This window comes from Burkholderia sp. PR2 (assembly GCF_052372875.1).
Lineage (GTDB): Bacteria > Pseudomonadota > Gammaproteobacteria > Burkholderiales > Burkholderiaceae > Burkholderia > Burkholderia diffusa.
Genome location: NZ_JBQRWH010000004.1, coordinates 1,855,296 through 1,881,079, shown reverse-complemented (window position 1 = coordinate 1,881,079; position 25,784 = coordinate 1,855,296). Strand labels below are relative to the sequence as shown.

Below are 25,784 nucleotides of genomic sequence, written 5' to 3'. Positions count from 1 at the left end.
GGTCATTGATCATGTCCGATTTTGATGCAAGAATTACTGGTTTCGAGACGCTTTGGGGTGACGTGCAATCTCCAACCAAAGAGGAGCTCGATTTAATTAATTCAAGCCCAGTTCTAGTAAATCAATTACTTCAATACCAAAAAGATATCGATGCTAATAAAGCATCTCCAATGGCCCGTTTTGACGGACATCCGGAAGGGATGCGGACATCGAACGGCGTCAACGGCGGGTTGCGAATCGATATGGGGTCAAACATTATCGGAAGCGAGGCGATCAAATTCGTTGGCGGCTTGAGTTACGAATTAGGGCATTACGTAAATTACACCAGCAATCGAAATTTATTTAACGGTGTTGTGTCGAATCTCAATCCTAGCGATCCGAATTATCGACTAATGGCGGGCGCGGTTGGGACAATAACTGAGGCGGAATCTCAGGCAAACAATTATATTGTGCAACAACAAATTTTCGCCAAAACCGGAATAAAGATATTGTTGAATGGGGACGGCGCAGATAATGCAAACGGATTGATACAAAAAACCTTGGACGCGGTACATGCGTCGAATAATGATACTCCTATCGAAAATCTTTTTGAAAAGCTCAAGGCGGGCGCATTAAACATAGCCGGCACATTCCCTGCTCTGCCGAGCGAGCGGGGGCTCATCGATTTTTTCGAATATTACAGCTCTCACCCGAATGAGCTCTATAATAATTTTAATCCAACCAATCCCCGGGATGTTGATTCTGGATTGCAAGGCGCCCAAGCCATAGATGCGAATAAAATAATATTCGTCTACAGCGACGCATCGCCTCGGTCAATAAAAATTAATCTATCTGGCGGAGAATCCAGGGATATCATTTTTTCCGGAGCTAAGATTCGCTCTTCGAGCTACATTGACTCGTCCGGTGCGAAGAAAGAGGAAACAATCTACGATACGGATGGAAATTATTCTGTTACAAGTTATGATGTGGCAACCAGTCATAAGGTTTTCACTCAAAATTACACGAAAGAAAGCGTTAAAACGACCCATACAACCTGGATATACAACGACAATGGCATATTTGAGCCTATCTATGAGGAGAGCGGGGCGCCGGTAGGGATTAATTCCTATGATTCAAGTGGACGTCCAAAAGGATATGCGCGCGCCTATTCGGATGGTTCGAATGAGTGGGCAAATTTTGACCCGCAAACTGGACAGATGACACAGCGTCAGCGTGGCTTTACGGACGGGCGCGTAGTTACCTTCGAGTCATTTTATTTGAACGGGAATCGCCAGGAACTGAAGACGTATTTTCCCGATGGGCGTACAGTTTCCCGAGACTCATTTTATTATGAGAATGGAAATTCGAGGGAGATTTGGTACTGGAATGCTAGCGGATATATTGCTAGAAAAGAATATTTCTACGATACCGGAGTCATGTCCAGGAGCGAGGATATAAATCCTAATTTATTCATCGTTGCGTCAAGGAATTTCAATTCGGATGGATCGCTTTCTTGGGATTGGTCAGGCACCCCCGTCGGAGATATTTCCAACAATGTTGCAACCTCGGTAAGAAGGACCTACGATCAGAATGGCCGCGTGGTGGAGGAGTCCGTTCTTCCCGGATATCTTCAGCCTACGACCACAACTCGCTTTAATGCTGATGGGTCAAAGGAGATTACCGTAAGAAATCCATATCTGGGACAGCCGGACAGCTATGAAAAATACGATGTGAGTGGACGACTGGTTCTAAGAAGCACTTACGATAACAGTGGGACTTTGCTGAATAATCCTAGTCACCGGCTGGCGACTATTACCGAAACTCGATCTGACGGTGGACGCACCGAATCGAGCTACGATGCTCAAGGACGTTTATCGACCCAACGCCAATTTGATGCGGCTGGTAATCTTCAGTCAACCATCGGCTCGAGTATTGATGATAAGCAACGTCTTCATGTCCGGATTGACCTAGCTGATGGGAAATGGTATGAAGCAACTCGTTCTTCGAGCGATCCAAATTCCCCTCTGGTCGAGGAGCATTGGATTGGCACAAATGGTGAGAAGCATGATCGCACTTGGAATGGTGATAAATTTACTGAGCAGTTTTATCACCCGTCGCTCGGTTTTGTTGATGTTCTAAAAATCAAGGGACAATTGTTTATCGCACCAGCGGCAGTGCCGGGCGCAATCTATACACTTCCGGCAGAAGCAGAGTATCCGAACTTTGACTTTACAAAAGTCGCAATTGCTAGTGGGACGGTCCCCGGGAATCCTGGAGGCGGCACGGGGGCTGGGGTACCTGGACTTCCGGCTGGATTATATATTCCGCCGGGCGGAGGAGGAGCAACCTGGTCTTCCGTGTCGATTGGTTCCGGCAACCCTGTTTCGTGGTCCCATTACCCTGCTGGAAGCGATACGCCAGATTTCAGTATTCAATTGCCTTATGGTGTTTCGCCAAAAGGTATTACGTTTGGCCCGCCAATTTCGGTTATTCCTGGCGGTGGAGCGAGCGTATTCAAGCAGAATTTTTCGACAGATAGTAGCGTCTCGCCAGCGCCAACTATTTTAGCTGCCTCCACCACTAATTCGCCCCCCAACGCTGAGGCACTTGTGCATGCCATGGCGGCATTTTCACCGCCGGTATCTGGGGCGTCGAGTTTGCCTCTTGACGGGCAAGCTAGCCCGCAAACCGTACTTGTTGCCAATATGCGTTGACGATTAGCGTTTAGCCGGCCACCCGCATCGCAGATGTGGGTGGTATTTTACATGTCGGTATGGGGTTGAGATGAACGAAGCAGTGCCCGAATTGGCGCGGGTGAATGATCCTGGGTTGGTCGCATTGGTTGTAATTGCCCAATATCACGGTATTGCAGCAAATCCCGAACAGCTTCGCCACGCAGCCGCAATGCAAGGCGAGCAGCTCGAAGCGGGAGATTTACAGATTGCCGGGCGTTCGCTCGGCCTCAAGGTTCGGCGTGTTCGCGTGTCTCCAGAGCGATTGGTGGAGACCCCAAAACCTGCATTGATGCTCGATGACTCCGGGCGACACTTCGTGCTGGCGTCATGTGACGGAGAGAAGGCGCTGATTGTAGAAGCCGGTGGTGCTGGACCAGAGATTATTTCTCAATCTGACGTGATGGTGCGGACTGGTGGTCAGGCGCTCCTGATTACTTCTCGGGCTGCGCTTGCCGGCGGACTCGCACATTTCGATTTCTCGTGGTTTGTTCCCGCCGTCGTCAAGTACCGCCGCATCTTGCTGGAGGTGCTGCTCGTGTCGGCGGCGTTGCAAATCTTTGCGCTTGTCTCGCCGCTGATGTTCCAGGTGGTAATGGACAAAGTGCTGGTCAACCGTGCATTCGACACGTTGAACGTCGTCTGCGTCGCACTGCTGGTCAGCGGCCTGTTCGAGATCCTGCTGTCAGGCGTGCGCAACTACGTATTTGCCCACACTGCGAGTCGCATCGACGTCGAGCTTGGTGCGCGGTTGTTCCGTCATCTGCTGGCGCTTCCGCTGGCTTATTTCGGCGTGCGCCGCGTCGGCGACACCGTCGCGCGCGTGCGCGAACTGGAGAACATACGCAGCTTCCTGACCGGACAGGCGTTGACCGCCGTTATCGACCTGTTCTTTTCGATCATCTTTTTGGGCGTGATGTGCGTGTATAGCGTCTGGCTGACGCTGGTCGTGGTTGTGTCGCTACCCGTCTATGCGGCGATCTCCATGCTGATCACGCCAATCCTGCGCAAGCGGCTCGACGAGAAATTTGCTCGCACCGCGGACAACCAATCGTTCCTGGTCGAGACCGTGTCCGGCGTCGAAACCGTCAAGTCGATGGCGATCGAGCCGCAGTTCACGCGCCGCTGGGACAATCAGCTCGCCGGCTATGTTGCAGCGGGTTTCCGAGTCACGGCGCTCGGAAACGTGGGCCAGCAACTGATCCAGTTGGTCGGCAAACTCGTGTCGTTGATTACGTTGTATCTGGGTGCCCGCTTCGTGATCGAGGGCAAACTGTCAGTCGGGCAGCTTGTTGCGTTCAACATGATGTCCCAGCACGTGGCCACGCCTGTATTGCGTCTCGCGCAGCTCTGGCAGGATTTTCAGCAGGTCGGCATTTCAATGAGCCGGCTCGGCGACATCCTGAACACGCGAACCGAGCTGGCGCAAAGCCGGCAGACGCTGCCGGCGGTCCGCGGCAACATCAGCTTCCAGTCGATCCGCTTTCGTTATCGCCCGGATGGACCGACGATTCTCGACGACGTGTCGCTCGACATCGCGGCCGGCGAGGTGATCGGTATCGTCGGCCGATCGGGTTCGGGCAAGAGCACGCTCACGAAGTTGCTGCAGCGCCTGTATCTACCCGAACACGGACGTGTGCGTATCGACGGCATTGATTTGGCGCTCGCCGAACCGGCGTGGCTGCGCCGGCAGATCGGCGTCGTGCTGCAGGAGAACCGTCTCTTCAACCGCTCGATTCGCGAAAACATTGCAGTGACCGACCCGGCTGCCTCGCTCGATATCGTGATACGTGCGGCCCAGCTCGCTGGCGCTCACGACTTCATCTCGGAACTGCCCGAGGGCTACGACACAATCGTCGGCGAGCAAGGCGCGAACCTATCGGGCGGTCAGCGCCAGCGCATCGCAATCGCACGCGCCTTGGTGACGAACCCCCGTATCCTGATTTTCGACGAGGCAACCAGCGCACTCGACTTCGAAACTGAACACATCATCCAGAACAATATGAGGGCGATGTGCGACGGACGGACTGTCATCATCATCGCGCACCGGCTGAGCTCGGTGCGTCATGCAAACCACATCATCGCGATGGACAAAGGGCGCATCGTCGAGAAGGGTACGCACGAGTCGCTGCTCGAACTGCGCGGTTATTACGCGCATCTTGTCTCGCTGCAAAACGCCTGAGATTACCCATGATCACGAAAATTCAGGCGTTTACTGCGCTGATGGGTCGGTATGCAACCGTTTTCCGCGAGGCATGGCGGGCGCGGCTCGAGAACGATACGAAGCCACGCCTCGCACACGAACGGGCCTTCCTGCCGGCACACCTCGAACTGGCCGAGACACCCGTTCATCCGTTGCCGATGTGGACAATGCGCATCATCGTCGCATTGGCCGTCTTGATCGTGCTGATCGCACTGATTGGCAAGCTCGACATCGTCGCGGTCGCACCCGGCAAGCTGATCCCAAAGCAGCAGGTCAAGACGATCCAGCCCGCACTTACTGGTGTGGTGCGGCGCATTTTAGTGCGTGATGGGCAGCGCGTGCAGGCCGGGCAACTTCTCATGGAACTCGACACCACCCAGGCGGCAGCCGACGCCGACAAGGCCCATCAGAGCCGACTCGATGCCGCACTGACGGTCGAACGCAGCCGTGCGCTGCTGCAGGTGCAAACCAAGGGAACGTCACCGATACTGGCGAAAGTCGAAGACGCGAGCGACGAACAGCAACTCGCGGCACAGCACTTCGCCGACGGCATCTACTTCGAATACCGTGACAAACTGAACAGCGCGCAAGCCGAACTGATGAAGCGCGAGGCTGAGCTTGGCACCACGCGGCAGCAGATCGCGAAGCTTGACGCGACCGCCCCGTTGGCCCGCCGGCAGGCAAACGACTACGCGTCGCTGGTGAACGAGAAATACGTCGCGCGCACCGACTATCTGGACAAGGAGCAGACTGCGCTGAACCAGGAACACGAACTGGCAGCGCAACGAAGTCATGCGCAGGAACTAGTTGCGGCGATTGCGCAGCAGCGCGCCGAGATCGCAGCACTCACGTCCCAGTATCGTCGCCAACAACTCGATGCGCTGGACAAGGCGAATCAACAACTCGCACAGAGCCGCAACGATGAAACGAAGGCGGACACGCGGCAGAAGCTGCTGAGCCTGACGGCGCCCGTTGCCGGTACCGTGCAGCAACTCAAGATTCATACGCTGGGCGGTGTCGCGACCGCAGCGTCGCCCGTGATGGATATCGTGCCGGACGACACGCTTGAGGTTGAGGCGAATATCGAGAACAAGGACATTGGCTTCGTAAAGGCGGGGCAGCCCGCCGTTGTCAAGGTCGACGCGTTCCCGTACACGCGCTACGGTTTCCTGCGTGGCACAGTCGAAACCGTCTCCAACGACTCGGTGTCCGACCGCAAGCGCGGGCTGACGTTCCCGATCAGGATTCGTCTCACAACGAACCGGATACGTGCGAACGACACGTGGATCAACCTGACGCCGGGGATGGCGGTATCGGCCGAGATCAAGACCGGTAAGCGCAGCGTCGCGCATTACTTCCTAGACCCGGTGATTCAGACTGGCCAGGAGAGTTTGCGTGAGCGTTAAGCAAAGAACAGCGGTCGCCGGCGCATTCGTCGCTGGTTTATCGATCGCGACCGCGACGTGGGCATTCGATCCATTACTGACGAACAGCGCCGTGCCGGCAACACCCGCAGTCGACCTGCTGGGCGGCAGCGACGGTGTATGCACGTTCGGCGCGCTGCCAACGCCGTTGAGACTACAGGACGCAGTTGAACGGGCGCTGTGCAACCACCCCAAGACCCGGCAAGCATGGGCCAACGTCAAGATTCAGGCGGCTGGGGTCGGCGTTGGACGAGCCGGATTCCTGCCGACGATCAACGGTAGTTGGCAGGGTACGCGCGACGTCGCGCGCAATCACGTCACGGGCTATCCGCAGTACGACTCGAACTACGGGAAAAACCTGCAAAACGCGAGCGTATCGCTCAGCTGGGTGTTGTACGACTTCGGCGGCCGCTCTGCGGCGCTGCGCAATGCGAACGAACTGCTGGCAGCCGCGCAAGCCAACCAGCTTGCCGTACTGCAAATGGTATTCGGCACCGTCGCCAAGGATTTTTATGCGGCGCAGGCTGCGCAAGGGACGCTCGCTGCGGCCCGCGAGGTTGAACATACCGCCAAGACCAGTGCTGACGCGGCAACCGCGCGTACTGATCGGGGCGTCGCCGCGATCAGCGATCAGTTGCAGGCGCAAACCGCCTATGCGGAAGCCGTCGTGAGTCGCACAAAGGCCGAGACCGACTGGGCAAGTGCCGTTGGCACGCTCGCCTCCGACATGAACCTTGATCCTGCGACGCCGATCTCGCTGCCAGATGTCGGCGACGGCGTGAAACCCGATCACGAATTTGGCGACTCGGTGGCAGCGCTGATCGAGGATGCGCGGCAGCACTATCCGGGCGTCACGGCGGCTGTGGCGCAAGTGGCCGCGGCACGAGCCAAGGCGGCGCAGACGCGGGCCGAAGGGCTGCCGCGCCTGAACCTGGTGGCTCAGTACAACTTCAACAACCAGCCGACGAGCTTGCAGCTCGGCTTCCCAGTGTTTCCGGCAACGCATCGCGAATGGTATCTCGGGTTTCAGGTGACGATTCCGATCTTCGAAGGGTTTGCTCGGACCTATCAGGTGCGGCAAGCAGATGCGCAGACGGAATTGCAGATCGATCTCCTGGCCGAGGCGCGGCAGCAAGCGGGGTTGGACGTGTGGAACGGCTACCAGTCGTTGCAAGGCGCGACGAAGAATCTCGATAACAGTGCGAGCTTGCTCGGGCTGGCCCAGCATTCATTCGAAGCAGCGCAGCGCCGGTATCAGATCGGCGTGGGCAGCATGCTCGAACTGCTCAATGCACAATCTGCGCTAGCGAACGCGAAGAGGCAGCGGATTCAGGCGCTGACGGATTGGCGATCGGCTCGCCTTCAACTCGCATCAAAACTGGGCCGTTTGGGGATGTGGAGTCTCAGTGAAAGTACGTTCCGATAGAAAACAAGCGTCAACTTCATGGTTGAACTACAACGTTAGGACAGGCGAAGCGCATTTTTACTGCAAGTGGCGAGATAAGCCTGCTTATCACTACGGCACGATCAGGCTGCTGAAACTCCAGTTTTGCACAACGCGTGACAAGGGCTGTCGGCGCTGCAACGGTGTGGGGCGGGAGTTGACACTGGTCTTCGCAACACCGTGGCCGGTGACAACTTTAATTTGCGACGTGCAACCTCATGAATTCACGACGGCTTCGCCCTTCATCGCCGGCGCGAGGCGGCGAAGTGACATTTTTACTTCGCAAACGGTGACGACTTTAATTTGGTCTACGCAAGACGTCGATCGAATCGTTGGCCTCCTGCCATTCGAGCGTGAAGGCGGGTTCAGGGTCCTCGAGTACGGCGGCACAAACGGCTCTTCCTCGTTCTCGATTGTGCGAGCGACCGGTTCCGATGTTGCAGTGGGCGGATCACACGGCGCTTGGCGTGGTGGCACAAGAGGTTGTCGAAATGGACAATGCTTATCCTGCCTGTCCATCGCTGAACTGAGCGGAACGGACGCAATCCAAAGGACGCCTTCCAGTACCTGTCAGTGGTTCCGGCTGTCCATCGTCATCAGACATTACCGAAGCTATTACGGCCCAAGTTGTCTGGTTGACTGGCAAAGTCCCGACTGACTGTGACGTCGTCAGCGACGGGCGATGCGCGACGCTTATCGATGATGAGGGAGTAGGCCTTAACGGTACCGGCCGCATCCATGTCAAGACGGTATGCTTATTAGCCTTGGCCTTGCACCTCCATTGTTCAAGCGTCAAGACCTGTTCGCGGGCATGTAACAGATGGCTGTTGCAACGGACGGCGGGGCGAGACCTAGCCGGGCGTCGCCGTTAAGCATAGGACAAATGCGTGCCCTTTTTAAGACAGGCTGTCCGAATCTTGCTGAAGGCTTGCGTCGCTGTAAAGACAGAAAGCCGCGTCGGACGGCGGTTTTGACCATTCTTTACGGTGTTCGCGGCGGTGATTTCGGATTGTCGTGCCTGGCCATTCGACAATGCTTGACTTAGAGTGAACTCTAACTCCTAACCTTGATCCTGCCATGTCGAAAACCGTATCCAGACCTTCCGCCGCCGGTCCGCTGACGATCGGGCAAGTCGCCGAACTGACCGGCGTGTCGACGCATACGCTGCGGTATTACGAGCAGGCCGGCCTGCTGCGCGCGATTTCACGCACGGCGGCGGGGCACCGGCTCTATGCGCCGGCCGACCTTGACTGGCTTGCCTTCGTGATGCGCCTGAAGGCGACCGGCATGCCGATTGCGCAGATGCAGCAGTTCGCGGCGCTGCGTGCGCAAGGCGAGTCGACGTTCGGTGCGCGGCGCAGCTTGCTGGCCGCGCATCGCGACGCGGTGCGCGCGCATATCGCGGAACTGCAGGCGAGCCTCGACGCGATCGGCGACAAGATCGCGTACTACGAGGCCAAGGAGCGCGAGACGGAACGACGGGCGAACGCTACTCATTCACTCTTGGAACAGGACGGACACCATGGATCGACTCGTTGAAGATCGCTACACGCGCGGCTGGAACAAGCTGAAGGAAATCGACGGCGAAGTGGGCGAACGCGTGATCGCGGCGCTTGCGCCGATCGCGCCGGACTTCGGGCGGCTGCTCGTCGAGTTCGGCTTCGGCGACATCTACAGCCGGCCGCAGCTCGACCTGAGGGCGCGCGAGATCGCGACGATCGCCGCGCTGGCCGCGCTCGGCAACGCGCAGCCGCAACTGAAGGTGCATGTCGAGGCGGCACTGAACGTGGGCTGCACGCGCGACGAGATCGTCGAGGTGTTCATGCAGATGGCCGTCTACGCAGGTTTCCCGGCCGCGCTGAACGCGCTGTTCGCCGCGCACGAGGTGTTCGCGCGGCGCGACGAAGCGGCGGGTGAGGGCGGGAAAGCAGGCGAAGTGGCCGCGCAGGCCGCGTGATGGCGGTCGCGCCGGCTCGTCACGCGCGGTGCGGCGCGACGATCCGGTGTTTTGCGATCCGCCGGTACAGCGTCGCGCGCGAGATGCCGAGCGCCTGCGCGGCTGCGTCGGGCCGCCAGCGATGCGCGGTGAGCGCCGCGACGATGCGGCCGCGTTCGTCGTCCGGCAGCGCGCCGCCGGACGGGCCGGCGCCGAGCTGCGCGGCGAGATCTGCCGGCAGGTCGCGCCGCGTCACGCGGGCGGCATCGCACACCGCGCACGCATAGCGCAGCACGTTGCGCAGTTGCCGCACGTTGCCCGGCCACGGATACGCGGCGAGTTGCTCGGCGAGCGACGTGTCGAGCGTGAGCACGTGGCCGGTCGCCTGCGCTTCCTCGGCGAATACCGCGGCGATCACGTCGCGCACGTCCGCGCGCTCGCGCAGCGGCGGCAGTTCGAACGTCGCGCCGCTCAGCCGGTAATACAGATCCTCGCGGAACGTGCCGTCGGCCACCATGCGCGCGAGATCGCGGTGCGTCGCGCAGATCACGTCGAGATCGACGCGCACGGGCGTATCGCTGCCGAGCGGCACGACCTCGCCGTCGGCGAGCACGCGCAGCAGGCGCGTCTGCAGCGTGAGCGGCATGTCGCCGATTTCGTCGAGAAACAGCGTGCCGCCGTCGGCGAGCGCGATCTTGCCGCGCGCGCCGTGCTTGCGCGCACCGGTGAACGCACCCGCCGCATAGCCGAACAGCTCGCTTTCGATCAGCGCCTCGGGCAGCGCGCCGCAGTTGACCGCGACGAACGGCCGTGCGCGTCGCGCACCGGCGTCGTGGATCGCGCGGGCGAATACTTCCTTGCCTGCGCCGGTTTCGCCGAGTACGAGAATCGGCAGCCGCTTGCTCGCGACACGCAGCGCGAGTTCGGCCTGCTGCGCGACGCGCGCGTCGCTGCTGTGCAGGAACGGCGTCAGGGCGCCGACGTGGCGCTGCGCGGTGCCGGGGCGGCGCGATGCCGTGCCGGTTTCGCGGCCGGCGCGCCGCAGCGGCGCGCGCAGCCGCGCATAGAGCGGGGCACCCGTCGCGCGCAGCCGCAGCGCGACGATCGTGTCGAGCCGCGCGGCGTCGCGCAGCGGCATCTCGGTTGCGTCGAAGATCTCGTCGATATGGCGCGGTTCGCGCAGCGCCGGCAGCGCGTCGCGCGCCTGCCGGTTCGCGGCGACGATGTTGCCGCACTCGTCGAACGCGATCAGCCATTCGGGCTGCGCCTCGACATAGTGACGATTCGGATGCCCGAACAATATCCAGTGTTGCGCGGTGCTGTGCACGAAATAGCCGTCCTCGATCAGCGCCGCGCTCTGCCGCACGAGCTGGTACACGAGACGCTGGCTGTCGCGGCCGTCCGGCGACTGGACGGCCGACGCGTCGAGCACGCCGATCAGTTCGCCGCCCGGCGCGAATATCGGGGCCGCGCTGCAGGTGAGGGTGGTGAACGCCGCGCGGAAGTGGTCGGTCTTGTGCACGGTGATCGGCGCGAGATCGGTCAGCACGCTCGCGACCCCGCAGGTCCCTTCCTCGCTTTCCGACCAGCACGAGCCGATGTGCAGCCCCGCATGACGGAAGTCGTTGCGGCGTTCGCGGTCGATCCGGTAATCGATCGTCACGCCGTGCGCGTCGGTCAGCATCACGCAGTAATCGGCGACGCGAATCATGTCGTGCAGGCGCGTCAGGCACTGGCCCGACGCGCGCAGGAAGGCTTCCTCCTTGTCGCGCACCTCGCGCAGCTCGGCCGCGGTCAGCACGCGCGGGCCGATCGACGACGCGGGGTCGAGCGCGTAGCGCTCGAGCGAGCGCTGCCACGACGACACGAGACGCGCGGAATCGGCAGGCGCGGGCAGGCGTCCGGCGAGCGCGCCGAGCACACGGTCGGCGTGCTGGGCCTGGGGGACGGCGTAGGGCATGGTCGGCTCCGGTTCCGTACGACGGGGAATTCGATGTTCTTGTAGCACATCCGTCGGCGCGGATCACATTGCATCGCAGCACGCGCGCGGCGTGAGACGTTCGTCTCAGCGGCATCTCAGCCGGTCTCGCGCGATTGAGACGCGCGGGCATGCCGCGCGCGATGGTGGCCCACGTCATGGTGTCGCGCGCCGCGCCGCGATACGCGTGGCTTGCCGGCCGACGCGCAATCCGGATGAAGGTGCCGAAACCGGTGCGCCGGGACATCGACGGCGTGAGACGCACGGGCGGTTTCGCGGAGCGTCGGGCTGTCAAGGCGGCAGATGTCGCTGATCGGCATGCCCGCAGAGCCAGTCCGCACGCGGGTTCCGTGGTCGTCGCACACACGGTGGCACGCCGCTTGCAGATGTCATGGGCAAGCCCGGCGCGGTCGCGTCGGGTGCGATGATCCGCTGCCCTCGATGACGGCGGACGACACATGCAGGGCCGGCGCGAGCGTCGGTCCACTGGATGGAGACAAGCCCGTGACGACGCCCGTGACCGTCGGCGTGATCGCGAACCCCGCATCGGGGCGCGACATTCGCCGCCTGACGACGCATGCATCCGTGTTCCCGACGGCGGAAAAGGCCAACATGGTCGTGCGCCTGCTCGCCGGCCTCGGCGCGATGGGCGTCGAGCGCGTGCTGACCTTGCGCGACAAGACGGGCATCGCGACGCTGCTGATGCGTGCGCTCGATACGCATCGCGCGGTCGCGCCGCACGAACGCTGGCCCGACGTCGAATTCGTTGACCTGCCGATCTCCGATACCGTCGCCGACACGCACGCCGGCGCCGCATACATGCACCGGATGGAAGTCGCGCTGATCGTCGTGCTCGGCGGCGACGGCACCCATCGCGCGGTCGCCGCGCATTGCGGCGCGACGCCGCTCGTCGCGCTGTCCACCGGCACCAACAACGCGTTTCCCGAACATCGCGAGGCGACCGTCGCGGGCGTCGCGGCCGGACTCGTCGCGACCGGCGCCGTGCCGGCCGAGGTCGCGTTCGCGCGCAACAAGCGGCTCGTCGTGCGCTGCGGGGCGGGCCCGAACGCGGGGCGCGAGGAGATCGCGCTCGTCGACGTGTGCGCGGCCCGCCAGCGCTTCATCGGCGCGCGCGCCATCTCGGGGCCTGACGACATCGACACGCTCTATCTGACTTTCGCGGAGCCGGACGGCATCGGCCTGTCCGCGCTCGGCGGCGCGTGGGCGCCGCTCGAGCGCAGCGCGCCGCACGGGCTCGCGATGCGTTTCGCCGCCGATGGCAAGACCGCCGGCACGCCGCTCGTCGCGCCGATCGCACCCGGCCGCGTCGATCGCGTCGTGATGCGCAGCTGCGAGCGGCTCGAGCCGGGTGCGTGGCAGACGATCCCGTTCGAGCACGGCACGCTCGCGTTCGATGGCGAGCGCGAGATCGAGGTCACGCGCGGCGACCGCTACGAGATCGCGCTCGACTGGCGCGGGCCGCTGACGGTCGATGTCGGCCGCACGCTGCGTTACGCGTCGTCGCGGCAGTTGTTGCGCGATGCCGGCGCGTGGCGCGGCTGACGCCGGCTTCACGTTTCACCGACGGCCGGGCCGTCGTGCAATCCGTCGCCGGGGCGTTGCCGCGGCGGCATTCGCAGTCAGACCTATCAAGGAGACACACATGACCGTTTCGACACAGCTCAGCAGGGACACGCTGCTGGATGCGTATCGGCTGATGCGCACGATCCGCGAATTCGAGGAGCGCCTGCACGTCGAGTTCGCGACCGGCGAAATCCCCGGCTTCGTTCACCTGTACGCGGGCGAGGAGGCCTCCGCGGTCGGCACCATGCTGCACCTCGGCCTCGAGGACTATGTCGCCACCACGCACCGCGGGCACGGCCACTGCATCGCGAAAGGCGTCGACGTGCACGGGATGATGGCCGAGATCTACGGAAAGAAGACGGGCGTTTGCCACGGCAAGGGCGGTTCGATGCACATCGCCGACCTGTCGATGGGGATGCTCGGCGCGAACGGGATCGTCGGCGCGGGCGGCCCGCTCGTGTGCGGCGCGGCGCTCGCGGCCAAGCACAAGAAGACGGGCGGCGTCGGGGTGTGCTTCTTCGGCGACGGTGCGTCGAATCAGGGCGTGATCTTCGAATCGATGAACCTTGCGTCGGTGTGGCGGCTGCCGGCGATCTTCGTGGCCGAAAACAACGGTTATGCGGAAGCGACGTCGTCGAGCTGGTCGGTCGCGACCGACAACATCGCCGACCGCGCGAACGGCTTCGGGATGCCGGGCGTGATCGTCGACGGCTTCGACTTCTTCGCGGTTCACGAGGCGCTCGGCGAAGCTGTCGCACGCGCACGCAACGGTGGCGGCCCGACGCTCGTCGAAGTGAAGTTCACGCGCTATTTCGGTCACTTCGAAGGCGACGCGCAGACCTATCGCGCGCCGGGCGAAGTACAGAAGCTCCGCGACGAGAAGGACTGCCTGAAACATTTCGAGACGCGCGTCGTGCGTGCCGAGGTGCTGACGACCGACGAACTGCGCGCGGTCGATGCGCAGGTGAAGGCGCTGATCGACGACGCGGTCGCGCAGGCGAAGGCCGCGCCGCTGCCCGACGCGGCCGACTTGCTGACCGACGTGTACGTGTCGTACCCGTGAACGCGATGTGACACAGCGGCCACCGGCCTGCAGCCGGCACGGCGAACCCAATATTCCAGGAGACGGACATGGCAAGGAAGATCACTTATTCGCAGGCGATCAACGAGGCGCTCGCGCAGGAAATGGCGCGCGACGACAGCGTGATCGTGATGGGCGAGGACAACGCGGGCGGCGCGGGCGCGCCGGGCGAGGACGACGCATGGGGCGGCGTGCTCGGCGTGACGAAGGGGCTGTTCCACAAGTTTCCGGGCCGCGTGCTCGATACGCCGCTTTCGGAAGGCGGCTACATCGGCGCGGCGGTCGGCGCGGCCGCGTGCGGGATGCGGCCCGTCGCGGAACTGATGTTCATCGATTTCATGGGCGTGTGCTTCGACCAGATATTCAATCAGGCCGCGAAATTCCGTTACATGTTCGGCGGCAAGGCCGTGACGCCGGTCGTGATCCGCGCGATGTACGGCGCCGGCCTGCGCGCGGCCGCGCAGCATTCGCAGATGCTCACGTCGCTGTTTACGCACATCCCGGGGCTGAAGGTCGTGTGCCCGTCGACGCCTTACGACGCGAAGGGGCTGCTGATCCAGTCGATCCGCGACAACGATCCCGTGATCTTCCTCGAGCACAAGCTTCTCTACACGCGCGAAGGCGATGTGCCTGAGGAATCCTATGCGATTCCGTTCGGCGAGGCGAACATCGTGCGCGACGGCGATGACGCGACGATCGTCACCTACGGCCGCATGGTGCACCTCGCGACCGACGCGGCCGCGAAGCTCGCGAAGGACGGCATCCAGGTCGACGTGATCGACCTGCGCACGACTTCGCCGCTCGACGAGGAAACGATCCTCGAAAGCGCGGAGCGCACCGGGCGCGTGGTGGTGGTCGATGAAGCGACCCCGCGCTGCTCGATCGCGACCGACATCGCCGCGCTCGTCGCGCGGCGCGCGTTCCGATCGCTCAAGGCACCGATCGAGCTCGTGACCGCACCGCACACGCCCACGCCGTTCGCCGGCGTGCTGGAAGACCTTTACATCCCATCCGCCGACGCGATCGCGCAGGCGGTACTGAAGACGAGGAGCTGACACGATGTCGATTCACATGATCACGATGCCCAAGTGGGGGCTGTCGATGGAGCAGGGGCAGGTCAACGGCTGGCTGAAGGCGATCGGCGAACGCGTGACGAAGGGCGACGAAGTGCTTGACGTCGAGACCGACAAGATCTCGTCGGGCGTCGAGTGCGCGTTCGACGGCACGCTGCGCCGACAGGTCGCGCAGGAGGGCGAGACGCTGCCGGTCGGTGCGCTGCTCGGCGTGGTGGCCGCGGCCGAGGCAAGCGATGCCGACATCGACGCGGCGATCGCGGAATTCCAGCGCGATTTCGTGCCGGCCGCGGCCGCCGACGACGCGGCGGGCCCGCAACCCGAGAAGGCGCAGATCGGCGGACGCACGGTCCGGTTCCTGAAACTCGGCGACGGTTCGGGTACGCCTGCGGTGCTGATCCACGGCTTCGGCGGCGACCTGAACAACTGGCTGTTCAACCACGCGGAGCTGGCCGCGCATCGGCCCGTGTGGGCGCTCGACCTGCCCGGGCACGGCGAGTCGGGCAAGGCGGTCGACACGGGCAGTCTCGACGAACTGGCCGACGCGGTGCTCGCGCTGCTCGACGCGCAGCACATCGATCGTGCGCATCTGATCGGGCATTCGATGGGCGGCGCGGTCGCGATGGCCGCGGCCGAACGCGCGCCGCAACGCGTCGCGTCGCTGACGCTGATCGCGAGCGCGGGGCTCGGCACCGATATCAACCGCGCCTATATCGACGGCTTCGTCGCCGGCAACAGCCGCAACACACTGAAGCCGCACCTCGGCGCATTGTTCGCCGACGACGCGCTCGTCACGCGGCAACTGGTCGAGGATCTCGTCAAGTACAAGCGGCTCGAAGGTGTGCAGGCCGCGCTGGAGAAGATCGCGAACGCCGCGTTCGACGGCGCGTCCCAGCGGCGCGTGTTCCGCGACCGCGTCGAGGCGCTCGCGCCGCGCACGCTCGTGATCTGGGGCGAGCGCGACGAGGTGATTCCGGCGCAGCATGCGCAGGGCTTGCCGGACGGCGTGCGGGTCGAGGTGATCGCCGGCAGCGGCCACATGGTGCAGATGGAGGCGGCTGCCGACGTGAACCGCTTGATCGTCGCGTTTCTCGGAGACTGACGATGGCCGCCGCGCTCGAACGACCCAGTCTCACCGCGCTCGGCCAGCCGGGCGCGAGGAGCCGCGACAAGCTCGCGCGCATTCCGGTGCGCGTCGAGCCCGCGGCCGGCGCGGCGCTGCCTAAGCCGCCGTGGCTGCGGGCGCGGCCGATGATGAGCGGGGCGGTCGCCGACATGGCGGCCGTGCTGCGCGATCATCGGCTGCATTCCGTCTGCGAGGAGGCGATGTGCCCGAACATCGGCGAATGCTTCGCGCAGCGCACCGCGACTTTCATGATCATGGGCGGACTGTGCACGCGGCGCTGCCCGTTCTGCGACGTCGCGCACGGCCGCCCCGATCCGCTCGATCCCGACGAGCCCGCGCGGCTCGCCGACGCGGTCGCGGCACTCGAACTACGCTACGTCGTGATCACGTCGGTCGATCGCGACGACCTGCGCGATGGCGGCGCTGCGCATTTTGCGGCCTGCATCGCGGCGGTGCGCGCGAGCGTGCCGGGCATCGGCGTCGAGGTGCTGACGCCCGATTTCCGTGGCCGCGTCGCGCGGGCGCTCGATGCGTTGTCGTCAGCGTGGCCGGACGTGTTCAATCACAATATCGAGACGGTGCCGTCGCTGTATCGGGCGGCGCGGCCGGGCGCCGACTATCGCGGTTCGCTCGAACTGCTCGCGCAGGCGAAGGCCGCGCGGCCGACGCTGGTGACGAAATCGGGCTTGATGCTCGGGCTCGGCGAGCGCGACGACGAGGTGCGGGACACGCTGCGCGACCTGCGCGCGCACGAGGTCGACGTGCTGACGCTCGGCCAGTATCTCGCGCCGTCCGCGCACCATCTGCCGGTGCGCCGCTACGTGAGCCCCGATGCGTTCGCCGCGTGGCGAGACGAGGGGTTGGCGCTCGGGTTCAGGGAAGTCGTTGCCGGTCCGCTCGTGCGGTCCTCGTACCACGCGGCCGACGTGCTGGAGGGCGCGTAGGCCGCGCGCCATGCGTCATGAGCCGTATGCGCTGACGGCCGGTTGCGTGCGGCTGACGTGGCGCAGGTAGAGCGCGAGGCCTGCGCCCGCGAGCATCAGGCTGATCGTGTTCGCGAACCAGAAGCCGCGCGCGCCGGTCAGCCAGGCGGGCGCGATGCCGCCGACGTCGAAACCGAGCACGTAGCCGCCGCCGAGCCCGACGCCCCATAGCGCGACCGCATAGATCACGGTCGGCACGACCGCGACCTTGTACGCGCGCAGCACGAATGCGGACGTGATCTGCAGCGCGTCGAAGAAGTGGTAGCAGGTGACGATCGCGACGAGCGGCAGCGCGGCGGCGGCCACGGCCGGGTTCGGTGTGTAGCCGCCGACGATCAGCGGACGCAGCGTGAACACGAGCACGCCGTACGCCGCCGCGATCCCGCACGCGAGCATCACGCTGTGCCGGCCGAGCAGGCGTGCCTCGTCCGGGCGGCCGGCGCCGAGTGCACGTGCCACCAGCGTCGACGCCGCGACGCCGATCGACAGCGGCGTCATGTACAGCACCGCGCCGATGTTGCCGGCGATCTGGTGGCCGGCGAGCGTCGTCGTGCCGAATTGCGCGATGAAGAGTGCCATGCACGTGTACGACGTGACCTCGATCAGGTATGACAGGCCCATCGGCACGCCGAGCTTCAGGATCGCCTTCTGGCGTGCCCAGACGGGCCAGCAAAAGCGCGAGAAGATCGAAAGCGGCGAGAACACGTCGAGCTTCGCGAGCAGCGTGAAGCCGATCAGGGCGAGCGCCCAGTTGATCAGCGTGCTGGCGAGCCCGCAGCCGGGCCCGCCGAGGGCCGGCACGCCGAAGCCGCCGAAGATGAACCACACGTTGAGGGGAAACTTGAGCAGCAGCGCGCCAACCTGCAGGATCATCGCGAGGCGCGGCTTGCCGGCCGCGTTGGCCAGCGCGTTGTAGATCCGGAACACGAGGCTCGCCGGCAGGCCGTACGACAGGATTCGAAGGTAATCGACCGTGCGATCATGCAGCGCGGGCGGTGCGTGCGCGATGTGCAGCAGCGGTTCGGGAAAGTGCAGCAGCAGGAAGCCGGGCACCGCGAGCATCAGCGCGAGCCACAGCGCCTGACGGACTTCCTCGCCGATTTCCGCGTAGCGCCGCGCACCGTAAAGTTGCCCGGTGATGGGCTGCAGCGCGGACAGGATGCCCGTCATCCCGATGTAGACCGACACGTAGATCGACGAACCGAGCCCGAGTGCGGCCAGGTCGATGGCCGAATACCGGCCGACCATCGCCGTGTCGATCACGCCGAACGCGATGATCGCGAGCTGGCCGACGAGCACCGGCCACGCGAGACCGACGATCCGGCGGATGTCGGCGAACATCGTCAATCGACCGTCCGGTGGCGCGGGCCGCGGCGCTTGACGGGCGCCGTTGGCCGCTCGATGCGCTCGTACAGGCGGAAGCGTTCGTCGCGGTCGGCGACGCGACGGCCTTCCCACACGAGACGCCACACATATTGCGACATCGCGCTCGGCTCGCCGAAGTCCGCGCGGTCCTGGCGCAGGATCACGTCGCAGTCGCCCGAGAATTCGAAGTGCATGTCGCCGAAGTAGGCGAAGGTCGCGATCTGCGCATCGCCGAGCCGCACGGGCGCGATGCACTCATAGTCTTTCGGCAGATGCGACGCGATCTGTTGCGCGACATCGCTGTAGGTCCGGCCGTAGTTGACGATCGGCAGCCACAGCGTCATCAGCAGCACCCACATCAGCGTGGTGCCCGCGCCCGACAGCACGACGCTGCGCCACAGCACCTTCGGCTGGCGCGAGATGCGCCAGCGCGCGAGCAGGCACCAGCACACGGTGACGATCACCGCGCAGATGAACGAGAGGATCTTGAAGTGCGGTTCGTAGCCCGGCACCAGGCGCGCGAGGTTGCGCGCGAGCGGGTGCGGGAAGCCGGTGAGCGACGCAAGCCATACGAGCCACACGAAGGTGCCGAGGATCGTGAAGCTCAGCACCGCGAACCAGTCGAACGCGTTGATCGCGCCGCGCTTGAGCGTCGGCAGCGCGAAGGTAGCGAGCACCGCGAGCGGCGGCAGCAGCAGCATGTACATGCGGTTCGACTGCTGGCTCTGCAGGATCACGAGCGCGACGAGCGGTACCACGACCGACAGCGGAATCGCGATGTGCGCGCGGCGGCGCATGCCGGCCCAGCTCCACCACGCCCAGATCGCGAGCGGCCACGCGGGCCACGTGAAGAGCGGCAGGTTTTTCGCCGCGTAGGCGAGCACCGCGGTCGGCGGGCCCGAGAAGCGCATCAGGCTGCCGTGGATCCACTGGTTGAAGAACCACGCGGCGTCGTCGGGTGCCGCGTGGAACGCGGCGAGCGGCCACAGCGCGAAGATCGCGGCCGCAAGCGGCAGGCCGATCAGCGGCAGGCGCAGGTTGCGCATCTCCGGCGTGACGAGCCACAGTGCGGCCGTGCCGGCGAGCAGCGCGACGACGAGCACCGGGTTGCCGGACAGCGCGACGAGGCCGATCGCGACGCCCCACCACAGCGCACCCTGCATCGGCTTGTCGATGCCGCGCACGATGCCGTACACGAACATCGCGATCCACGCGAACTGCGCGAGCTGCGGCGTCGTTTCGTGGCCGCGCTCCGCGAGCCCGAAGCACGCGACGAGGACCAGCAGCGCGCCGTCGGCGAGCGTGCGGCCGTAGTCCCGCGGCTCCGGCTCGCCGCCGAATGCGTACTTGAACGGCTGGACCTCGGCGCGCCGGCCGAGCAGGTAGGCGGCGTACCAGACGAACGCGCACGCGAGGCAGAACAGCACGCCCGTGTCGACGCGCGACGCGTTGCTCGCGTCGACCCACGGTGCCAGCGCGCGGATCGACAGCGCGCCGAGCCAGTAGCCGAGCGGCCCGTCGGTCGTGATGAACTTGCCGACGAGATTCGGCAGCAGCCAGTCGTGCCAGCCGCCGGTGGCCATCGTCCACATCACGCCGAAGCCTGCCGCGTCCTCGTTCTTCCACGGGTCGCGGCCGAACAGGCCGAACGCCGCGTAGACGAGGCAGAGCGTAAGCAGCAGCCAGCGCGGCAGCGCGCGCGTGGCGGAGGCGGTGAGACGAACGACTGGCTTCATGCAGATGAGTGATTTGTTATGAGCAGGCGGCCGGCGCGGTCATGCGCCGACGGCGCCGGATTCGGGCATCCGGCATTGTAGACGCGCCGGCCGTTGCGCGTCGGACGATTGCCCCTGCACCGGCCGCCGTGCGGTGTTTTCCCGGCGAGCGGAGACAAAAAAGGGCAGCCTGGGCTGCCCTTTCGTGCGGTACCGGTGCGTTGCAACCACCGGATCGGTGCGAAGCTTACTTCGCGACCTTGCCGCTGGCGCGTGCGCCGAACTTGTTCTTGAACTTCTCGACACGGCCTGCCGTGTCCATGATCTTTTGCTGACCCGTGTAGAACGAGTGCGATTCCGACGACACTTCGATCTTGGCGAGCGGGTAGGTCTTGCCTTCGTGTTCGATGGTTTCACGCGTCTGGATCGTCGAGCGCGTGATGAACTTGAAGCCGTTCGACATGTCTTGGAAGACGACTTCGCGGTAGTCCGGGTGAATGCCAGGTTTCATGATGTTCCTTGGTGAGAGCGGTAGCCAACCCGCCGCTTGCCGTGCCGGACCGCGCGCATTCGCACGATTCAGCCGACGTCAAGCCCGGCGCGAGCCACTTGCCTAAGGTCGAAAAACGGCGATTATGCCAGAAAATCAGACGGTTGACGAATAATTTTCATCACGCGTCAAGGGCGCCCGTCCGGGCCGGATCCTGCCGATAGTAGCGGGCGAGCAGCCGGTAGAGCTCCGGAAATTCGGACTCGAACGCACGCGGTCGCACGAACAGCGCCTCGCTGCACACCGCGAAGAACTCCGACGGGTGATCGGCCGCATAGGGATCGATCAGCGAGTCGCGCTCGAAGCGCGCCCACGCGCGATCCGGCACCGCATCGACGCGCGCGCAGAACTGGTCGTATGCATGCTCGAACACGTCGGCCCACGCCTGCGCGTCGAGGTGCGGCGCGTGCCAGCGGCGAAAAAGGGGCGGATACCCGTCGGCCTCGCCATTGACCATGTCGATCTTGTGCGCGAACTCGTGGATCACGACGTTGTATGCGTCGTGGCCGTCCGTCATCTGCGCGTCTTCCCACGACAGGATCACCGGGCCGCCTTCCCACGCTTCGCCGCTCGCATCCTGCTCGACTTCATGGACGACACCGTCCTCGTCCTGCACGGTCTTGCGGATGACGAATTCACCCGGATACACGACGACACCGACCCAGCCGTCGTACAGCGACAAATCGAGGTTCAGCACGGGCAGGCACGCCTGCGCGGCGATCGCGACAATCATCTCGTCGGTCAGCGCGAGTCCGTGCGCGGTCGAGAACGATTTCTTCGCGATGAACAGGCTCGTCAGCTCGCGCAGCCGACCCAGATCGCCGGGCGACAGCGCGTCGAGGAATGGCAGGCGCGCGACGGTGTTCCGCCACAGCTCGTCGGGAATCGGATGGCTGCGCAGCGCGCGGTCGCGGCGGCGGTCGTCGAGCCAGCGGGTCAGTTTCGAGAGCATGGAAGCAGCGCGGGAGAATCCAAAGCCTGTCTTTTAACTCAATCGATCTCTTTTTGCCATGCCGCGAAGAGGCCGCCGACGAGCGCGACGCCCGCGAGGAAATAGAAACCGTCGAGCGACGCGAGGAACGACGCCTGTTGCGCGACCATTCGCGCGATCGATGCGATCGCGAGGGCGTGCGCTTCGTTCAGCGCATGGCCGGCAGCCGCGTAGCTGCGCGTGAGCGCGTCGACGGTTTGCTGGAACAGCGGATCGAACACGTTCGCGCGCTCCACGAGCCGCGTCTGATGTACGGCCAGCCGGTGCTGCTCGACGATGATCACCGACGACGTCGCGAACGAGATCGTCAGTTGGCGCACGATGTTCTTCAGCCGGTAGCCGTGCGTGTATTCGTCGATCGCGAAGATGCGGAACGTCAGGTTCGCGACCGGCAGCACGATGAACAGCAGCAACAGCCCGCGCAGCAGCAGCGGGACGATCAGCGCGGCCTCGCCGACCTGGGGCGTCATCCGCGTCATCCACAGCGCTGCGACGATCGCGATCGCGAACCCCGGCACGACGAACCATTTCTTGTGCGTGACGCGCTTCGCGTGGCGCAGGTAGACGAACAGCGCGGTGGCCGAGATCAGCGACATCGTGCCGACCAGGCGCCCGGCGTTCTCGACCGGATAGCCGAGCCCGCCTTCGAGCAGGCGGGAAGTCAGGTAGCTGAAACCCGTCGACTCGTAGTAATAGAACATATACAGCAGCAACCCGACCTGGAACGTGCGCTCGCGAAACGCATGCAGTCGCACGAGCGGCGTCGGATGGTTCCACTGGTGATAGGCGAACCACGCGAGCGCGCCAAGGCCCCCGATCGTCAGCAGGATCAGCATTGGCGAACCGCTGTAGAGCTGGTAGTGCACCTGCTGCAGCACGATCTGCAGCGCGCCTTGCGCGAGCGCGAATACGATGTACGGCCAGAAATGCCCGGAGCCGCGCTCGTCGTCGGGCGTTCTGCCCGAATCGGGCAGCGTGAGGAGCGCGAGAATCGCGAACGCGATGCTGGCGGGCGCCGTGCACGCGAACAGCGCGCGCCACGTCAAATGCGCGACGAGCAGCCCTCCGACGATCGGCGCAAGCGCGCTGCCGAGCAGGATCATGATCAGGAACGCGCGCGTGGCGGGCGGCCGCTCCTGCGGCTTGAAGCTGATCTGGATCAGGATCCGGCATGCACCCATCATGGGGCCGATGAAGTAACCCTGGAAGCCGCGCGCGAACGCGAGCTCGAGCGACGTGTCGGCGAGTGCGGCCGCGATCGCGCCGAACGAGAACATCAACATGCAGCCGGCGACGTAGCGGCGATGGCCGAGCCGATCGACCCACCATTGCTGCTGCAGGATGCCGAGCACGGCCGTGACCGCATACGCGCTCGACGACCACACGAGCTCGTCCGGCGACGCGTTGATGCCGCCCGCGATGTAGCTCGCGAAGAACGAGAAGGCCGCGTTGTCGAAGTAGTCGATGCCGGTCACGAGCGCGAGCGCCCACGGGAACAGGTCCGCGCGCAGGTTCGCACGGCTCCACAGCGGCGGGCGACCCGGCGCGACGTTCATTCCCGATCCTTGCGCGAGCGCCGCGTGCCGGCTTCGGCTTGCCGCTGCGCGATCAGCGTGTCGGGGTTTTCGCCGGCGAGGCGCCGTTCGATGTAGTCGATGTCGTGCTGCAGTTCCGTGCGCAGCGCGACGGCTTCCTTCAGCTCGCGCTGGACGGCCGCAATCCGCTGGTCGAGCGTGTCGATTTGCTCGGCGAGCCCCGAGCGGATGTCGCGCAGCGACGCGTCCGAATAGCGGCGCCGGCCGTCGCCCGTTTCTTCCAGCGGGCGCTTGAGCATCTCGGTGATGCCGTGTAGCGAAAAGCCAAGCGCGCGCAGCCGCAGGATGCGGGCGAAGCGTTCGAGATCGGCTTCGTCGTAGAGGCGATAGCGGCCGCCGCTGCGTGACGGCGTGACGAGCCCGCGCTCTTCGTAATACTTCAGTGTGCGCGGCGTGACGCCGAGCCGCGACGCGGCGTCGCTCACGGTCAGCAGCGAGGGGGAGGCGTCGTTCGGCATTGGATTGGCGCGGCTTCGGTTGGGGCGATGGCGCGATTATAGATCAACCTGTACGTTCACGTTCAGGTTGACGTGAAAAAACGGCTGCCGGGCGAAATGCGCGGGCAGCCGTTCGTTGCGGTGCGGGGGGGGCGATCAGCCGCCGCGGCGCATCAGGTCGAAGAACTCGGAGTTGCTCTTCGTCTGGCGGATCTTGTCGAGCAGGAATTCCATCGCCTCGACTTCGTCCATGTCATGGATGAACTTGCGCAGCACCCAGATCTTTTGAAGGATCTCGGGCTTGATCAGCATTTCTTCGCGGCGCGTGCCCGACTTGTTCAGGTTGATCGACGGATAGACGCGCTTTTCCGCGAGACGGCGCTCGAGGTGCACTTCCATGTTGCCGGTGCCCTTGAACTCTTCGTAGATCACGTCGTCCATGCGGCTGCCGGTTTCGATCAGCGCGGTGCCGATGATGGTCAGCGAGCCGCCTTCCTCGATGTTGCGCGCCGCGCCGAAGAAGCGCTTCGGGCGCTGCAGCGCGTTCGCGTCGACACCGCCCGTCAGCACCTTGCCCGACGCCGGGATCACGGTGTTGTACGCACGTGCGAGACGCGTGATCGAGTCGAGCAGGATCACGACGTCGTGCTTCATTTCGACGAGGCGCTTGGCCTTCTCGATCACCATTTCGGCGACCTGCACGTGACGCGTGGCCGGTTCGTCGAACGTCGAAGCGATCACTTCGCCGGCGACCGAGCGCTGCATTTCGGTCACTTCTTCAGGGCGCTCGTCGATCAGCAGCACGAACAGGATGACGTCGGGATGGTTCTGCTTGATCGCATGTGCGATGTGCTGGAGCATCACGGTCTTGCCCGACTTCGGCGATGCGACGAGCAGGCCGCGCTGGCCCTTGCCGATCGGCGCGATCATGTCGATGATGCGGCCCGTGACGTTCTCTTCGCCGCGCATTTCGCGTTCGAGCGACAGCGGCTTGTTCGGGTGCAGCGGCGTGAGGTTCTCGAACATGATCTTGTGTTTCGAGGCCTCGGGCGGCTGCCCGTTGACTTTGTCGACCTTCACCAGCGCGAAGTAACGCTCGCCGTCCTTCGGCGTGCGGACTTCACCTTCGATGGTGTCGCCGGTGTGCAGGTTGAAGCGGCGGATCTGCGACGGGCTGATATAGATGTCGTCGGTGCTCGCGAGGTACGACATTTCCGGCGAGCGCAGGAAGCCGAAACCGTCCGGAAGCACTTCGAGCGTGCCGTCGCCGAAGATCGTCTCTCCCGTCTTGGCGCGCTTTTTGAGAATGGCGAACATCAATTCCTGCTTGCGCAGGCGGTTCGCGTTTTCGATCTCGAGGCCATTGGCCATTTCGATCAGTTCGGACACGTGCAGAGACTTGAGCTCGGATAAATGCATACGGAGAACCCGCCAGGGAGGAGATGCGACGAAAAGAAATAAGGGAGGAGGGCGAGCGGAAGCGCTCTGAGACTTAATGCGTCTTGTAGACGTTTTTTGATTCTAGCATACGCCGATTCGCGCCTGAGCGGCCGATCGGCGGCTTGACGGCGGACGTGTTGTCGGTTGA

General features: G+C 63.9%; 19 protein-coding genes. 11 read left to right on the top strand and 8 right to left on the bottom strand.

Annotated features, from left to right (window positions below):
* Positions 1-11 precede the first annotated feature (11 nt).
* From ACT2FV_RS25890 to ACT2FV_RS25865, 6 genes are all read left to right on the top strand, one after another.
* Entirely contained in the window at positions 12-2,693 is a 2,682-nt protein-coding gene (locus ACT2FV_RS25890) for a hypothetical protein (protein ID WP_444505081.1), read from the top strand.
* 70 nt (positions 2,694-2,763) lie between these two features.
* A complete protein-coding gene (locus tag ACT2FV_RS25885) occupies positions 2,764-4,893 on the top strand; it encodes a type I secretion system permease/ATPase (protein WP_444505080.1) in 2,130 nt (709 codons plus the stop codon).
* An 8-nt stretch (positions 4,894-4,901) separates the two neighbouring features.
* Complete coding sequence (locus ACT2FV_RS25880) at positions 4,902-6,320, top strand: HlyD family type I secretion periplasmic adaptor subunit (protein ID WP_444505079.1); 1,419 nt, start codon at positions 4,902-4,904, stop codon at positions 6,318-6,320.
* The gene (locus ACT2FV_RS25875; protein WP_444505078.1) at positions 6,310-7,764 is read left to right on the top strand and encodes a TolC family protein; all 1,455 of its coding nucleotides are present in this window, start codon (positions 6,310-6,312) and stop codon (positions 7,762-7,764) included. The genes ACT2FV_RS25880 and ACT2FV_RS25875 overlap by 11 nt, the downstream gene beginning before the upstream one ends.
* A 1,095-nt stretch (positions 7,765-8,859) precedes the next feature.
* A complete protein-coding gene (locus ACT2FV_RS25870; RefSeq protein ID WP_059604310.1) occupies positions 8,860-9,321 on the top strand; it encodes a MerR family transcriptional regulator in 462 nt (153 codons plus the stop codon).
* Positions 9,305-9,739, top strand: a complete 435-nt coding sequence (locus ACT2FV_RS25865) for a carboxymuconolactone decarboxylase family protein (protein ID WP_151049316.1) — start codon at positions 9,305-9,307, stop codon at positions 9,737-9,739. The genes ACT2FV_RS25870 and ACT2FV_RS25865 overlap by 17 nt, the downstream gene beginning before the upstream one ends.
* A gap of 19 nt (positions 9,740-9,758) precedes the next feature.
* Here ACT2FV_RS25865 and ACT2FV_RS25860 read toward each other — a convergent pair whose 3' ends face one another.
* Positions 9,759-11,678: a sigma-54-dependent Fis family transcriptional regulator gene (locus tag ACT2FV_RS25860; protein WP_059604317.1), complete on the bottom strand. Its 1,920-nt coding sequence runs from the start codon at positions 11,676-11,678 to the stop codon at positions 9,759-9,761.
* A 522-nt stretch (positions 11,679-12,200) separates the two neighbouring features.
* Between ACT2FV_RS25860 and ACT2FV_RS25855 the strand changes: the two genes are divergently transcribed.
* From ACT2FV_RS25855 to lipA, 5 genes are all read left to right on the top strand, one after another.
* Entirely contained in the window at positions 12,201-13,259 is a 1,059-nt protein-coding gene (locus ACT2FV_RS25855) for an ATP-NAD kinase family protein (RefSeq protein ID WP_059604320.1), read from the top strand.
* A 100-nt stretch (positions 13,260-13,359) separates the two neighbouring features.
* Complete coding sequence (locus ACT2FV_RS25850) at positions 13,360-14,343, top strand: thiamine pyrophosphate-dependent dehydrogenase E1 component subunit alpha (RefSeq protein ID WP_059604323.1); 984 nt, start codon at positions 13,360-13,362, stop codon at positions 14,341-14,343.
* A 68-nt stretch (positions 14,344-14,411) separates the two neighbouring features.
* Complete coding sequence (locus ACT2FV_RS25845) at positions 14,412-15,416, top strand: alpha-ketoacid dehydrogenase subunit beta (RefSeq protein ID WP_059604326.1); 1,005 nt, start codon at positions 14,412-14,414, stop codon at positions 15,414-15,416.
* A gap of 4 nt (positions 15,417-15,420) precedes the next feature.
* Positions 15,421-16,536: an acetoin dehydrogenase dihydrolipoyllysine-residue acetyltransferase subunit gene (locus tag ACT2FV_RS25840; protein WP_444505077.1), complete on the top strand. Its 1,116-nt coding sequence runs from the start codon at positions 15,421-15,423 to the stop codon at positions 16,534-16,536.
* Positions 16,537-16,538: 2 nt separating this feature from the next.
* On the top strand, positions 16,539-17,504 hold the full coding sequence (gene lipA, locus ACT2FV_RS25835) for a lipoyl synthase (protein WP_059604332.1): 966 nt from the start codon (positions 16,539-16,541) through the stop codon (positions 17,502-17,504).
* Between the two features lie 15 nt (positions 17,505-17,519).
* Here the strand turns inward: lipA and ACT2FV_RS25830 are convergent, their stop codons facing one another.
* The 7 genes from ACT2FV_RS25830 to rho form a co-directional block, all read right to left on the bottom strand.
* On the bottom strand, positions 17,520-18,884 hold the full coding sequence (locus tag ACT2FV_RS25830; protein WP_124903571.1) for an MATE family efflux transporter: 1,365 nt from the start codon (positions 18,882-18,884) through the stop codon (positions 17,520-17,522).
* A 2-nt stretch (positions 18,885-18,886) separates the two neighbouring features.
* Positions 18,887-20,644: an ArnT family glycosyltransferase gene (locus tag ACT2FV_RS25825; RefSeq protein ID WP_124903569.1), complete on the bottom strand. Its 1,758-nt coding sequence runs from the start codon at positions 20,642-20,644 to the stop codon at positions 18,887-18,889.
* Between the two features lie 226 nt (positions 20,645-20,870).
* Positions 20,871-21,134: a type B 50S ribosomal protein L31 gene (locus ACT2FV_RS25820; RefSeq protein WP_040144297.1), complete on the bottom strand. Its 264-nt coding sequence runs from the start codon at positions 21,132-21,134 to the stop codon at positions 20,871-20,873.
* Positions 21,135-21,294: 160 nt separating this feature from the next.
* Positions 21,295-22,125, bottom strand: coding sequence for a M90 family metallopeptidase (locus ACT2FV_RS25815; RefSeq protein WP_444505076.1), 831 nt, complete (start codon positions 22,123-22,125; stop codon positions 21,295-21,297).
* Positions 22,126-22,163: 38 nt separating this feature from the next.
* The gene (locus ACT2FV_RS25810) at positions 22,164-23,720 is read right to left on the bottom strand and encodes an MFS transporter (protein WP_059604348.1); all 1,557 of its coding nucleotides are present in this window, start codon (positions 23,718-23,720) and stop codon (positions 22,164-22,166) included.
* A complete protein-coding gene (locus tag ACT2FV_RS25805; RefSeq protein ID WP_124903565.1) occupies positions 23,717-24,217 on the bottom strand; it encodes a MerR family transcriptional regulator in 501 nt (166 codons plus the stop codon). Before ACT2FV_RS25805 ends, ACT2FV_RS25810 begins: the two co-directional genes overlap by 4 nt.
* A 135-nt stretch (positions 24,218-24,352) precedes the next feature.
* A complete protein-coding gene (gene rho, locus ACT2FV_RS25800; RefSeq protein ID WP_006478662.1) occupies positions 24,353-25,615 on the bottom strand; it encodes a transcription termination factor Rho in 1,263 nt (420 codons plus the stop codon).
* Positions 25,616-25,784 lie beyond the last annotated feature (169 nt).

Excerpts from the sequence above, each read along its gene's own strand:
- ACT2FV_RS25890 (WP_444505081.1), top strand. The coding sequence starts at position 12 with ATGTCCGATTTTGATGCAAGAATTACTGGTTTCGAGACGCTTTGGGGT.
- ACT2FV_RS25885 (WP_444505080.1), top strand. The coding sequence starts at position 2,764 with ATGAACGAAGCAGTGCCCGAATTGGCGCGGGTGAATGATCCTGGGTTG.
- ACT2FV_RS25880 (WP_444505079.1), top strand. The coding sequence starts at position 4,902 with ATGATCACGAAAATTCAGGCGTTTACTGCGCTGATGGGTCGGTATGCA.
- ACT2FV_RS25870 (WP_059604310.1), top strand. The coding sequence starts at position 8,860 with ATGTCGAAAACCGTATCCAGACCTTCCGCCGCCGGTCCGCTGACGATC.
- ACT2FV_RS25865 (WP_151049316.1), top strand. The coding sequence starts at position 9,305 with ATGGATCGACTCGTTGAAGATCGCTACACGCGCGGCTGGAACAAGCTG.
- ACT2FV_RS25860 (WP_059604317.1), bottom strand. The coding sequence starts at position 11,678 with ATGCCCTACGCCGTCCCCCAGGCCCAGCACGCCGACCGTGTGCTCGGC.
- ACT2FV_RS25850 (WP_059604323.1), top strand. The coding sequence starts at position 13,360 with ATGACCGTTTCGACACAGCTCAGCAGGGACACGCTGCTGGATGCGTAT.
- ACT2FV_RS25845 (WP_059604326.1), top strand. The coding sequence starts at position 14,412 with ATGGCAAGGAAGATCACTTATTCGCAGGCGATCAACGAGGCGCTCGCG.
- ACT2FV_RS25840 (WP_444505077.1), top strand. The coding sequence starts at position 15,421 with ATGTCGATTCACATGATCACGATGCCCAAGTGGGGGCTGTCGATGGAG.
- lipA (WP_059604332.1), top strand. The coding sequence starts at position 16,539 with ATGGCCGCCGCGCTCGAACGACCCAGTCTCACCGCGCTCGGCCAGCCG.
- ACT2FV_RS25830 (WP_124903571.1), bottom strand. The coding sequence starts at position 18,884 with ATGTTCGCCGACATCCGCCGGATCGTCGGTCTCGCGTGGCCGGTGCTC.
- ACT2FV_RS25825 (WP_124903569.1), bottom strand. The coding sequence starts at position 20,644 with ATGAAGCCAGTCGTTCGTCTCACCGCCTCCGCCACGCGCGCGCTGCCG.
- ACT2FV_RS25820 (WP_040144297.1), bottom strand. The coding sequence starts at position 21,134 with ATGAAACCTGGCATTCACCCGGACTACCGCGAAGTCGTCTTCCAAGAC.
- ACT2FV_RS25815 (WP_444505076.1), bottom strand. The coding sequence starts at position 22,125 with ATGCTCTCGAAACTGACCCGCTGGCTCGACGACCGCCGCCGCGACCGC.
- ACT2FV_RS25810 (WP_059604348.1), bottom strand. The coding sequence starts at position 23,720 with ATGAACGTCGCGCCGGGTCGCCCGCCGCTGTGGAGCCGTGCGAACCTG.
- ACT2FV_RS25805 (WP_124903565.1), bottom strand. The coding sequence starts at position 24,217 with ATGCCGAACGACGCCTCCCCCTCGCTGCTGACCGTGAGCGACGCCGCG.
- rho (WP_006478662.1), bottom strand. The coding sequence starts at position 25,615 with ATGCATTTATCCGAGCTCAAGTCTCTGCACGTGTCCGAACTGATCGAA.